This is a genomic window from Kaistella chaponensis (assembly GCF_900156725.1).
GTDB classification, from domain to species: Bacteria; Bacteroidota; Bacteroidia; order Flavobacteriales; family Weeksellaceae; genus Kaistella; species Kaistella chaponensis.
Window position 1 is genome coordinate 18149 of sequence record NZ_FTOI01000006.1, and the last position, 12946, is coordinate 31094.

The following is a 12946-nucleotide window of genomic DNA, read 5'->3' on the forward strand; positions in this document are numbered from 1 at the left end:
TTAAAATACTTTTTTTCCATTGCTGTAGGTTTCCAAAACTTTCGTATCCAAAATTTTCACTTCCGGAACGGTCATTAAATCCTGATCCACAATAATAAAATCACCGGATTTCCCAACTTCCAAGCTTCCGATTTCATTTTCCTGAAACGCAGCTTTTGCAGCCCAAATCGTCATTCCACGCAAAGCTTGTTCTCTGGTTAAAGCATTTTCTTTTTGAAATCCACCTTCTGGGAAATGTTTAGAATCTTTCCTCGCAACCGCAGAATAAAAAGTTTTCAACGGACTGATTTCTTCCACCGGAAAATCCGTTCCCAAAGGAAGCCAACTGTTTTGCTTTAATAAATCTTCGTACGCGTAAGAATATTTCAAGCGATCTTTTCCTAACCTTTCTTCCGCCCAATACATATCAGAAGTCGCATGAGTAGGCTGAACAGAAGGAATTATGGAATACTTTCCGAACAGATCAAAATCATTTTTGTCAACAATTTGCGCATGTTCAATTCGCCATCTTCTGTCATTTTTAATTCCTAAAACCTCACCATAAATTTGCAAAATCGTTCGGTTTGCAGAATCACCAATGGCGTGAGTACACATTTGCAAATTACTGTTTTTTAGTTTTTTTACCAAATCTTCAAAATGTTTTCGGTCGCTCAAAAGAAAACCTTTCCATCCTTTTTTATCCGCATAATCGTGGTTTAAACAAGCGCCTCTGGAACCTAAAGCGCCATCTGAATACACTTTGAAACCTCCAACTGTTATATTTTTATTCATGTATCTCCCTTTTTTGATCCATCGATCGTAATAATCTGGATCGTCTTTCATCAAAGCAAAAATTTTCATTTTTAAAACATTTTGGGATTGTGCCTTTTCCAAAAGTTCTAAAGTTTCTTCTGAAATTCCACAGTCATGCAAGGAAGTTAAACCATAAGAAAAGCAGGTTTTTTGCAGATCTGAAAAATACCGAATCGCCAATTCATCATCAATTTCCGGAATGTGTTTTTCTACCAAAAGCATTGCGTTATCGACTAAAATTCCTGTCAGTTTTCCATTTTTTACTTCAATTTCACCACCTAAAATTTTTGAATCTTTGGTAATTCCCGCAATATCCAGTGCTTTTTGATTCGCAACTGCAGCGTGACCGTCGATTCTTTTCAGATAAACCGGTCGGTTTGGAAATAATTCATCCAGCTTTTCCTTGTTTGGAAATTCTTTGACTACCCAATCATTTTGATCCCAACTTCTTCCGTACAACCATTCTTTCGGAGCCGTTTTCGCATATTCTGAAATTTTCTTGAGGATTTCTTCCCAAGATTTGGTACCCCACAATTCACATTTCCACTGATCCGTTGCAAAACCGGTAAAATGACAATGCGCATCGATCAACCCAGGAAAAACAGTATTTCCCAGAAGATTTTGAATGTTTTTCGATTTGAATTTTTTTAGCAGATCCGTAGATTTTCCGATCGCCATAATTTTCCCGTTGGAAATCACCATCGATTCTGCCGTATCAAAATTTTGATTGACGGTGTAAATTTTAGCATTGGTGATGATGAGATCAGCATTTTTTTGCGCCATCAAAACCAGGGTAAAGCAAATTGTAAAAATGGAAAATAATTTTTTCATCATATTTATTTTTTTCGGAACATTTCATTCCAGCGTAACTTTCGGATAAATTTGATTTCTTCATCCGATAATTTTCGTATTCCTTTTTGTTTTAAGTAGGATTTCATCGTGGTAAAAAATTCAGAAAAAGATCGATTTTTTAAAGATGATTTTGCCGATGAAATCATTGTTAATGGTAAATTCAGACCGATATTATAAAAATATTCGCCCAGCTTTTCGGCTTTCTGATTTTTATATTGAAATGCAGTCGGGCGTAAATGTTTCACCCACAAATCTTTTATGGTCAAGATTTCCCACCCATTTTTTTTCGCCAACATCACATCAATATTGTCCCAACCTAAAACCGGTCGCAATCCATTCATTTCCAAGAAACATTCTTTCCGGTACGATTTTATCGGACCACGAACATGATTTTTAGACGAAAGATTTTCAAATTTCCATTGATGCTTTTCATCTTTAAAATCGAAAGCCAGTTTATTTTCGAAAATAGATTTTTTAATCTTCACTAAACCTGAAACCATTCCTGCTTTTGGGTTCGTTTCATAAATGGCATTGAGTTTCATCAAATAATCCGCGGGAAAAATAATGTCTGCATCGAATTTGCAAATAACATCGAAGTCTTTTATATCAACAGATTCTAAACCTTTATTGAAAGTGCGAACGACTTTTGCACCCGGTTCATGCTTTGATAATTCTAAATTTTGAATTTTAAATTTTGAATGATTTTCCACAAAATTCTCAACAATTTCCTTCGTTTTATCAGTAGAACCATCATTCACTATTACGCAGAAAAAATCCTGAAAAGTCTGCTGCTGCAAAGATTTCAAGGTGAAAAGAATGTTTTTTTCTTCGTTGTGGGTGGGAATAATGAGGAGGAATTTCATTCTCTATTTAATTTCGTCGTCCCATTCTTTGATGGTTACTTTGGTGTAAAGACCTTCCGCAGCGAACGGATCGCGGCTCACAAAATCATCGGCAGATTCTTTGTCGATAAAAATTGCCATCGCTCCGTCTCCTGGAATTTTGAAAGCTCCGATTCCTAAAACTTTTCCGGCTTTTACAAATTCATCTTCCACCGCTTGGTGACGCGGAAAAACTTCCATAAATTTCTCCATTGAGGCTCCGGGATTTTCGTATAGAACTACTGTTTTCATTGTTTATATTTTTTTGATTGAAATTGACTCTTTCGTTGCTTCTAAAAATTACGGAGGAATTGTATCTCTGAAGATTAAATTTCCGCTATTCATTTTTTTTAATCTAGAAAATCAAAGATATATTCATTTTTAAAATCTATTTCAAATTTATTCAAAAAACCGATATATTCGTCTTTAAAACTTCGCTTTTGATGATGCTCTTTCTGATTCAAAATGTAATTGATTACGTTTTCCTTTTGGCTTTTTGAATACGAAAAAGCTCCATAACCTTCCTGCCAATAAAATGGACTCCTCAAAAATTTCTTTTCATTGATAAAATTTGTTGATTCAACTTTTACAACTTTCATTAAATCGGGAATTGAAATACTGATATTTCTGTAACAGAAGAAAATATGAATATGATCTGCATTGGCATAAATGGCTAAAACTTTTTGTTTCTTATTATTAAAAATTCCGCAAATGTATTTTTCTACTTCATTCTTCATCTCGTCAGAAATTTTACTTTCGCGGAATTTTACGGCAAAAATAACTTGAATGTAGATTTGTCAATAGGTATTTGCCATTTTTGAAAATATTAATTATGGATTAATTGAGATATCATTCCTACGGAATGCTGCTCGTTATATTCCAATTTTTCTACAGAGATCAAACTCCGCTGGAGTTTATTTTAGTCCTAAAAAATAACGTCATTAAAATTTTGATGATACTTTTTTTTTTAAACCATACATCTTTCCTGCAAATGATGTGAACGTATTTCATTTTTATATTTTTTATAAAATTCCACTGGAATTTTATTGCTGTATCATTACATTTAAGAAGTAAAAGATAACGTTCCTTCGGAATTCATCTTATAATTCATCATGAACATCAAAGGTACTCTCATTTTTGAAACTATTAATCGTGGATTAATTGAGATATCATTCCTACGGAATGCTGCTCGTAATATTCCAATTTTTCTACAGAGATCAAACTCCGCTGGAGTTTATTTCAATCCTAAAAAATAACGTCATTAAAATTTTGATGATATTTTTTTTAAACCGTACATCTTTCCTGGAAATGATGTGAACGTATTTCATTTTTATATTTTTTATAAAATTCCACTGGAATATTATCTCTGTATTAATTGAGATAGCATTCCTACGGAATGCTGCTCGTAATTTTTCAATTTTTCTACGGAGATTTAACTCCGCTGGAGTTTTTTTTAAGCAAAATACAATTGAAAATACTTTAAATGACTAACTCACCTGAATATAAAAATTTAATGCGCTTCCAACCAGTTATTTCCTACGCCTACTTCCACCAATAAAGGAACGGTGGTTTTGTATGCGGATTCCATTTCGGTTTTGATGAGTTCAGAAACCAAGTCGACTTCTTCTTCCGGCGCTTCAAACACCAATTCATCATGAACCTGCAAAAGCATTTTGGTTTTCAGATTTTTTTCGGTGAATTTTTCGTCAATTTTAATCATCGCCAATTTGATCACATCGGCTGCACTTCCCTGAATTGGAGCATTTACAGCGTTTCTCTCCGCATGCGCTTTTACGACAAAATTGGCTGAATTAATGTCTTTTAAATGTCTTTTTCGGTTTAAGATGGTTTCAACATAACCCATTTCCTGCGCTTTGATGACCTGATTCGCCATATATTTTTTCAGCTTCGGATACGTTTCGTAGTAGGATTCAATCATTTCCTTGGCTTCCTTTCGGGACAGTCCGGTTTGTTCCGCTAAAGCAAAAGCTCCTTGTCCGTACAGAATTCCAAAATTGACGGTTTTTGCCTGTGAACGCTGCGTTTTGGTCACTTCTTCTAAAGGAATATTAAACAGTTTTGAAGCGGTAGAAGCGTGGATATCTTCTCCATCCTGAAACGCTTTGATCATGTTTTCTTCTTCAGAAAGGGCAGCAATTAAGCGCAATTCAATTTGAGAATAATCCGCCGCAATCAATTTATTTCCGGGATTGGCGACAAAAGCGCCTCGAATTTGTTGTCCGCGCAAAGTACGAATCGGAATATTCTGTAAATTCGGATTTACACTTGCCAATCTTCCTGTTGCAGCAGTGGTTTGAGAGAAATTCGTATGAACGCGATGATCGTCTTTATCAATTTGTAAAGGCAACGCATCGACGTAAGTAGATTTTAATTTCTGATACGTTCGGTATTCTAAAATATGTTTGATGATCTCATGTTTCGAAGATAATTTCTGCAAAATATCCTCGGAAGTTGCGTATTGACCGGATTTTGTTTTTTTCGCTTTCGGATCGAGCTGCATTTTTTCAAATAAAACTTCACCCAATTGTTTCGGTGAATTCATGTTAAATTCTTCGCCCGAAAGTTCAAAAATTGTTTTTTCAAGATTGCGAAGATCGTTTTCTAAATCTTTGCTTTCTTGTTCGAGCCATTTTTCATCAAGGGAAATTCCCTCGAGTTCCATCTTTGCAAGCACTTTCATTAAAGGCATTTCTACTTTATAATAAAGATCTTCGAGGTTTTCAATTTTCAGCTGTGGTTCGAAAACTTCATATAATCTCCAGGAAACATCGGCATCTTCAGCGGCGAATTTCGTTTGTTCTTCTACAGAAAGTTCCTTGAAACTGATCTGATTTTTTCCTTTTCCAATTAAAGTTTCTATCGCAACTGGTTTGTAACCCAAATACATTTCAGATAGATATTCCATCGCATGACGACCATCTGGATTCAGCAAATAATGCGCAATCATCGTATCGAAAATAGCACCTTCGACTTCGATTCCGTATTGTTTTAGAATTTTGTAATCTGCTTTTAAATGATGAGCGATTTTTACAATTTCTTTCTTTTCGAAAAACGGACGGAAAATTCCCAGGGTTTCTAAGGCTTCCTCACGCTTTTCAGAAAACGGAATATAGTACGCCAAACCTTTTTTATAGCTGAAACTCATCCCGATTAAATCGGCTTCCATTTCATCCAAAGAAGTAATTTGGGTATCGAAACTTACCGCTTTTTGCTGCAAAAGATTCTGTACTAAAACTTTCTGCGCTTTTGGAGAATCGATATATTGGTATAAATGATCGCTGTCTGAAACGGTGCTTTTCGTCGTCGTTGCCTGATCTAATTCTTCGAAATCGGCGAAAAGATCGAGTTGAATGGTTTGGTTGTCGGTTGTCGGTTGTGGGTTGTCGGTATTTTTTTTAGTTGAATTATCTTGATTCTCGGTTCTTGCTACTTGATTCTGATTAAACGCTCTGTACAAATTTTCATACAATCTTCGAAATTCAATTTCATCGAAAACTTCTTTTACCTGTTCGAAATCAGGTTCATCGAGATCATATTGCTCCTGATGAAACTCGATGGGTGCATCGCAAATTATGGTTGCTAACTTTTTGGAAAGGATTCCACGTTCGGCAGAATTTTCTACTTTTTCTTTTATTTTACCTTTAAGATCTGCGGTATTTGCCAAAAGATTTTCGATGCTGCCATATTCTTTTAGAAATTTCTTCGCGGTTTTTTCGCCGACTCCTTCCAATCCCGGAATATTATCAACTGCGTCGCCCATCATTGCAAGGAAATCGATCACTTGTTTGGGATCTTCTATTTCGTATTTCGCTTTGACTTCTTCAACTCCTAAAATCTCGAACTCCGCACCTTTTAAACCGGGTTTGTAGATCTTAATCTTATCCGTAACCAACTGCGCGAAATCTTTATCAGGAGTCACCATAAAAACGGTGTAGTTTTCTTTTTCAGCTTTGCAGGCAATGGTTCCAATCACATCATCAGCTTCAAAACCTTCCAATCCTAAAATGGGAACGTGCATGGCTTTCAGAATTCGGTGAATATACGGAATGGCAAGTTTTATTGCTTCTGGAGTTTCGCTTCTATTGGCTTTGTATTCTGCGAAATCTACGGTTCTAACACTGGCTTGACCAACATCAAAAACAACAGCCAAATGCGTGGGTTTTTCTCTTCGAATCAATTCGATTAATGAATTGGTAAAACCAAAGATTGCAGAAGTATCGATTCCGGTGCTCGTAATTCGGGGACTTCTGATTAATGCGTAATATCCACGGAAAATCATGGCATAAGCATCGATTAAAAATAGGCGTTTGTCGTTATCTGTTGTCATAAAAGCAAAGATAATATTTTTGACGGGAAGCAAGGATGTTAGAGCGCTTAGGTTTTCTAAAACCTTTTAGAAATTTGGAGTTGGGGGCTCATTTGAAAAATAAACATTACCCTTTTACAGAATCATCTTTATTTTGCTTGTGGATGACTTTCAAAGCGAATGTTGAAAACAATCCACCCAATAAAAATCCCATGGCGGAACCCATCAAAATATCTAAAGGAAAATGAACGCCTAAATAAATTCGGCTGTAAGAAACCACGATCGCCCAAAAGAATAGAAAATAGGGCAAGAATTTGTACTTACGATAAAGTAGTCTGCTCAAAAAAGTGACGATAAAAAAAGTATTGGAAGCATGGCTGGAATAAAAACCGAACTGACCACCGCATTTAACTTCACGCATCATGTGGTCTAAAGCAGGATCGTGACAAGGTCTGAAACGACCAATTCCTGTCTTGAAAATCCCTGCAAGCTGATCAGATAAGGTAACTCCTAAACCAAGAAAAATAAGAATAAAGACCAAACTTTTCAGTTTGAAATTTTTGTACAATAAATAAAGGAAGATGCCATAAAGCGGAGCCCAGATCCAAGTTTCGGAAACCATGATCCAAAACTGATCGAAAGGTTGACTCCCCCAATTATTGAGAATAAGAAAAGCCTGTTGATCTTCCTGAATAATTTCGTACATATTATCGGCTTACTGGACCTTCGTGTTGATCGTTTTCTGCAAGATTTTCTTTAGGAATTTCTCTTTCTGCGAGTGCTTCTTTTTCGAGAGTACTCATAGGATTATACTCTTGTGCAGCCTTTTTCACTTTCTCGATTTCCCTTTTAATTTCCGAAACAGGATTATCAGTTTCCTTTAATATTTCAGATTTTACATCTTCCATTGCACCGCGCATTTTTCGTACGCCTTGACCTAAGTCGCGCGCGATTTTGGGTAATTTATCGGGACCGAACAATACTACGATTGCTACGGCGATTAACATCATTTCTCCTATGCTTAATTCCATGGTGTAAAATTACAAAAGTTTATGGTATTGGTTTTCATTAAATCGAGTTAAATTAATCACAAAATATACGGCAGAGTTTACATATTCTCTATCATTAAAGGCACATAAAACACGCAAAACAGCGCTTATCATTGAAATAAGATTCCTTCTAATCTATACGATAAATCTATGAACTTGGTTTCTTTTTATAAACAAAATACACCATTACCGCACTGATCATCATTAAAACAAACCCTAGAAAAAATGGTGCTCCCGCAAACTTGAATGGTGCTTCATCATGCGTGAAATAATAAAAAGTATTGGTCATCAAAGGTGGTCCCACAATCGCGGTTAAACTCACCAAACTTGCCAAAGCGCCCTGTAATTCGCCTTGTTCATTTTTTGGAACCTGAGATGAGATGACGGACTGCAAAGCTGGACCTGCGATTCCACCTAAACCATAAGGTATTAAAAAGGCAAACATCATCCAACTTTCTGTGGCAAAGGCAAAGAGGATCATTCCTAATGCGTAGAGCAGCAAACCATAGAAAATACTTTTTTCGTTCCCTAATTTGGGCTGAATGAACCGGATCAAATATCCCTGCACCAAAGCGGCCATTAAACCAGCAACACCAAGAGAGATACCCACCATTTTTTCGGACCAACTGAATCGGTACATGGTAAAGAAAGTCCAGTTAGATTGTACGGCGTGACCTGCAATATAAACAAATATTAAAGCCGTGATTAATCCTAAAATCTGCGGATATTTTCGAAGTTGCAACAAGGAACCTACCGGATTTGCGCGTCTCCAATTAAAAGCACGCCGATGTTCTTTGTCTAAACTTTCGGGCAGAATAAACAAACCGTAGATAAAATTAACCAAACATAAACCTGAAGCGGCATAAAAAGGAACTCGTGCACCGAATTGTCCCAATAATCCTCCGATAACTGGTCCGATAATAAAGCCTAAACCAAAAGCGGCACCGATCATTCCGAAATTTTTTGCACGATTTTCTTCCGTAGAAACATCGGCGATATAAGCACTTGCGGTGGTGATGCTTGCACCGGTAACTCCAGAGAATATTCTGCCGACAAAGAGCCAAAATATCGTGGGAGCAATTGCTTGAATAAAAAAGTTAAGGGAAAATCCTAAAAGGGAAAAAAGGATGATTGGTCTTCTGCCAAATTTATCGCTTAAACCGCCTAAAATAGAAGCAAAAATAAACTGCATTCCGGCGTATGCAAAACTAAGCCAACCTCCGTATTGGGAGGCAACACTAATATCAGAATTATGAATCAATTCCTGGATCAATTTCGGAACTACGGGTATCACAATTCCCCATCCCGTAATATCGATGAGTAAAGTGATGAAGATAAAACCTACGGCGGCGGATTTTTGATTTTTTTTCATTGCGGGTGTAAAGATAGGTTTTTTGGGGAAAAATTGTTGGTTGTTGGTTGTTGGTTGATGATTTTAAGTTGATGGTTGTCGGTTGTCGGTTGTCGGTTGATCCGAGATGAAAAGTATCGGTAATCCTTGCTTTGTAAAAAAAGGACGTGTGCTATTGATTAACATCACGCGTACTCTTGATTGACTTCACGTGTGCTGTTGGTTAACTTCAAGTGTGCTGTTGAAAAATACTTGGTGTGGTTTTGAAGATGACTACGCGTGATGCTTTCTTAACCTGCGGTAAATTTCTTTTAAAACATATGATTTATTGACTTTTGCGAAGTTTTTATAATTTAAAAAAAGTGTTGCTAATTTTCAATCTACGATCCGATTCTTCTTTATAAACTGGTGTTTTATTTTGAAAATTCTCGTTACAGCACGACTTGACTTAAACAGACAACCCTTTCAGCCTTTGAAAGGCTGAAAGGGTTTTTCATTGGCAAAAAAAATAGTCCCTCTTTCGAAGGACTATTTATTATTTTTAGAACATTTATTTCTTAGTTCTCTTGTCAATAATTTCTACATCAACAGATGTTCTGCCATGTGGATTTTCTTCTTTTCCTTTTCCTCTCAGGAAATCGTAAGCAATTGCTGACGAAATAAAGATTGATGAATAGGTTCCAAAAGCAATACCCAAAAGTAAGGCGAACATAAACCCTCGTAGATTATCACCCCCAAAAATGAAGATGGCCAAAATAACCAAAATGGTAGTAAGTGAGGTATTGAAGGTTCTTCCTAAAGTACTGGAAATAGAATCATCAAACAAACCAGCCAAAGTGATGGATTTTTTCTCTCTTAAATACTCCCGAATTCTATCGAATACAATTACAGTATCATTGATGGAATAACCCAAAACGGTTAGAATTGCCGCGATGAAATCCTGATTGATTTCCATATTAAACGGCATGTATTTGTGAAGGAACGAATAGGCTCCCAAAATAATAATTGCATCGTGAGCAAGACCTGCAACTGCTCCCAAAGAGAACTGCCATTTTCTAAATCTCACTAAAATGTAAAGGAAAATTCCAGCCAAAGCTGCAATTACCGCGTACAATCCACCTGTTTTAATGTCATCTGCAACAGTTGGTCCCACTTTAGTAGAGGAAACGATCCCTGCATGATTCACGTCTGCAGCTTTAAATTGTGCTAAAGTTAAATTTTGCGGAAGATTCTGTTTCAGACCATCGAATAATTTTTGTTCAATTATTTGATCAGCCTTTAATGATTCATCGTCAATTAGATAATCTGTTGAGATTTTTAACTGATTACCACTACCGAAAGTTTTTGCTTCTACCGCAGAGTTTTTACCATCTGCAGTTTGGAATAATTTAATTAAAGATTTTTCAGCAACCTCTGCATCAATAGGTTTATCAAATTTTACGACGTAGTTTCTACCCCCAGTAAAATCAATCCCATATTTAAATCCATTTACTCCAATAGAAATAAGACTCGCAACGGTTAAGAAAGCCGAAAACAAATATGCATATTTTCTTTTTCCAATAAAATCAATCCAAACATTTCTAAAAATATTTTTGGTTAAAGGAGTCCAAACTGAAAGAGATTTCCCTTTATTCAAACGGGCAAAAATCATTACTCTTGATAATAAAACAGAAGTAAAGAAAGTCATTAAGATACCAATAATCAATGTTACAGCGAAACCTTTGATTGGTCCGGTTCCGAAAACATACAATACCAATGCGGTAAGAATAGTAGTTGAGTGACCATCGATAATCGCAGAAAGAGCGTGTTTGAAACCATCTTTGTAGGCTTCTAAAATAGTTTTACCAGCGAAAAGTTCTTCTTTGGTTCGTTCGTAAATAATAACGTTCGTATCTACCGCCATTGCCATGGAAAGTACGATACCCGCGATTCCTGGAAGGGTAAGTGTTGCATCAACAGAATCCATAATTCCGAAAATGTAGAACAAGTTGATGACCATTGCAATGACTGCAAAAACACCGGCACCACCATAATAGAAAATAATATATGCAACAATTACTAAAAATGCGATAACGAATGAAAGCATTCCTGCATTAATTGATTCCGTTCCCAATGAAGGTCCTACAACATCTGCCTGAACAATTTTAGCACTTGCCGGAAGTTTTCCTGCACCTAAAACATCAACTAAATCCTGCGCTTCTTGTTGTGAGAAATTTCCAGAGATTTGTGTTCTTCCGTTTGGAATTTCATTAACAACATTTGGAGCGGTATAAACGATATTATCTAAAGTTACTGCAACAGGTTTGTTCACATTTTTCCCAGTCATGGTTTTCCAGTCTTTGGAACCTTTAGAATCCATTTGCATATCTACAACTACTCTACCCATTTCGTCGTAGTTAACTCTTGCAGATTCAACTGCACCATCAACAGGAGCTTTCTGATTGATGTTTCCTCTGATCGCGTATAAAACCAAATTATTTTCGTCATTCGCTTCAGGTTTGTAACCCCAAACAAATTGCGAATACTTCAGGTTTGTAGGACGAAGTTTTTTAGCTAAATCAGAATTTAAAACTTTGTTAACAATCGCAGTATCTGAAAGTTTGATATTTCCTACTCCATTTGCTCTCAAAGAATTCAATTGCATCAAGTTCACAAAATTTGTGTTTTTAGGAACACCCATAGAATCTCCCTTTGCAGCAATCAAGGTACTAAGTTGCTCGAAGTACGGTAAAATTTCCTGTGGTTGCTGAACTTCCCAGAATTGTAATTTTGCAGAAGTTTGAAGCATTTTCTTCACACGGTCAATATCTTTACTTCCCGGCATTTCCACAGAAATTCTTCCTGTTCCCGGAACTTTTTGCACGTTTGGTTGCGTAACTCCCATTTTATCGATACGCGTTCTGATTACTTCATAAGCAGCGCCTTCTGAAGCTTCAATTTTTTTACGGATGATATTTTTTACTTCAGCATCAGTAGAATTATATTTAATCTCGCTTAGATTGGTGTTCCCGAAAATCTCCGGATCTGCAAGTTTAAGGTTGGTTTTCTTTTCTGCATTTACAGCGTCGAATTCTGTAAAGAAATTCTCGATGTACGCTTTGGTAGAATTTTTCTGATCTTTATCCGTTCTGTCGAGTGTTTCGAGCAAAATTGGATTGGTAGAATAGTTGGTCAAATCGTTGACCAAATCTCTGTGGTTGATTTCCAAAAGAACGTTGATACCGCCTTTCAAATCCAGCCCCAATTTCATTTCTCTCTCTTTCGCTCGGGAATAATACAATTTTGTAAAACCGAGATTCAGAGTGTCTTTAGAAAGACGATCGAGTTCTTTCTTATATTTTACGGGATTGTTCCCTGCAAACTCGGTGGCTTGTTTTTCGATTTTACTAGCGTACCAAGTTGGTAACAATTCGTTAAGACAGATAAGTCCCAGAATAACCGCAACCAGCGTAATAAGTCCTTTTCCTTGCATTGTTAATAGTTTACAACATTAAAATTATAGTCGGCAAATATAATGATTTTCACTACAATTAAGAATTATTTAACAATTGATTTTAAAATTTCCTTCTGTGTTGTTGAGGAAAGCTTATATGTTTGCTCAAAAAAGGATATAAATAGGTACATTTTCTCACGAATTCGTGAAAAAATCGAAATTGTAGAACTTGTTTTTTGAGTAGAATATTTTATTATTCGA

General features: G+C 36.2%; 9 protein-coding genes. All 9 read right to left on the reverse strand.

Features of this window, described 5'->3' with window-relative positions; genetic code table 11:
- The 9 genes from BW932_RS07540 to secD all read right to left on the reverse strand — a co-directional run bounded on the left by BW932_RS07540 (nucleotide 1) and on the right by secD (nucleotide 12724).
- Nucleotides 1-1626 (reverse strand): amidohydrolase, encoded by a 1626-nt coding sequence (locus tag BW932_RS07540; RefSeq protein ID WP_245820684.1) that lies wholly within the window; start codon nucleotides 1624-1626, stop codon nucleotides 1-3.
- 2 nt (nucleotides 1627-1628) lie between these two features.
- Nucleotides 1629-2507 (reverse strand): glycosyltransferase family 2 protein, encoded by an 879-nt coding sequence (locus BW932_RS07545; RefSeq protein WP_076386888.1) that lies wholly within the window; start codon nucleotides 2505-2507, stop codon nucleotides 1629-1631.
- A 3-nt stretch (nucleotides 2508-2510) separates the two neighbouring features.
- Nucleotides 2511-2777 (reverse strand): YciI family protein, encoded by a 267-nt coding sequence (locus BW932_RS07550; protein ID WP_076386889.1) that lies wholly within the window; start codon nucleotides 2775-2777, stop codon nucleotides 2511-2513.
- 98 nt (nucleotides 2778-2875) lie between these two features.
- Nucleotides 2876-3319 (reverse strand): transposase, encoded by a 444-nt coding sequence (locus BW932_RS07555; RefSeq protein ID WP_245820690.1) that lies wholly within the window; start codon nucleotides 3317-3319, stop codon nucleotides 2876-2878.
- 716 nt (nucleotides 3320-4035) lie between these two features.
- The gene (gene polA, locus BW932_RS07560) at nucleotides 4036-6873 is read right to left on the reverse strand and encodes a DNA polymerase I (protein WP_076386890.1); all 2838 of its coding nucleotides are present in this window, start codon (nucleotides 6871-6873) and stop codon (nucleotides 4036-4038) included.
- A 106-nt stretch (nucleotides 6874-6979) separates the two neighbouring features.
- Nucleotides 6980-7558: a phosphatase PAP2 family protein gene (locus tag BW932_RS07565; RefSeq protein ID WP_076386891.1), complete on the reverse strand. Its 579-nt coding sequence runs from the start codon at nucleotides 7556-7558 to the stop codon at nucleotides 6980-6982.
- A gap of 1 nt (nucleotide 7559) precedes the next feature.
- A complete protein-coding gene (locus BW932_RS07570; RefSeq protein WP_076386892.1) occupies nucleotides 7560-7883 on the reverse strand; it encodes a Sec-independent protein translocase subunit TatA/TatB in 324 nt (107 codons plus the stop codon).
- Nucleotides 7884-8049: 166 nt separating this feature from the next.
- Nucleotides 8050-9273 (reverse strand): TCR/Tet family MFS transporter, encoded by a 1224-nt coding sequence (locus BW932_RS07575; protein WP_076386893.1) that lies wholly within the window; start codon nucleotides 9271-9273, stop codon nucleotides 8050-8052.
- A 529-nt stretch (nucleotides 9274-9802) separates the two neighbouring features.
- Nucleotides 9803-12724, reverse strand: coding sequence for a protein translocase subunit SecD (secD, locus tag BW932_RS07580; RefSeq protein ID WP_076386894.1), 2922 nt, complete (start codon nucleotides 12722-12724; stop codon nucleotides 9803-9805).
- Between the last annotated feature and the right edge of the window lie 222 nt (nucleotides 12725-12946).

Bases quoted from the DNA above. Each gene is read 5' to 3' on its own strand.
- BW932_RS07565 (WP_076386891.1), bottom strand. From the start codon at position 7,558: ATGTACGAAATTATTCAGGAAGATCAACAGGCTTTTCTTATTCTCAAT.
- BW932_RS07545 (WP_076386888.1), bottom strand. From the start codon at position 2,507: ATGAAATTCCTCCTCATTATTCCCACCCACAACGAAGAAAAAAACATT.
- polA (WP_076386890.1), bottom strand. From the start codon at position 6,873: ATGACAACAGATAACGACAAACGCCTATTTTTAATCGATGCTTATGCC.
- BW932_RS07570 (WP_076386892.1), bottom strand. From the start codon at position 7,883: ATGGAATTAAGCATAGGAGAAATGATGTTAATCGCCGTAGCAATCGTA.
- secD (WP_076386894.1), bottom strand. From the start codon at position 12,724: ATGCAAGGAAAAGGACTTATTACGCTGGTTGCGGTTATTCTGGGACTT.
- BW932_RS07550 (WP_076386889.1), bottom strand. From the start codon at position 2,777: ATGAAAACAGTAGTTCTATACGAAAATCCCGGAGCCTCAATGGAGAAA.
- BW932_RS07575 (WP_076386893.1), bottom strand. From the start codon at position 9,273: ATGAAAAAAAATCAAAAATCCGCCGCCGTAGGTTTTATCTTCATCACT.
- BW932_RS07540 (WP_245820684.1), bottom strand. From the start codon at position 1,626: ATGATGAAAAAATTATTTTCCATTTTTACAATTTGCTTTACCCTGGTT.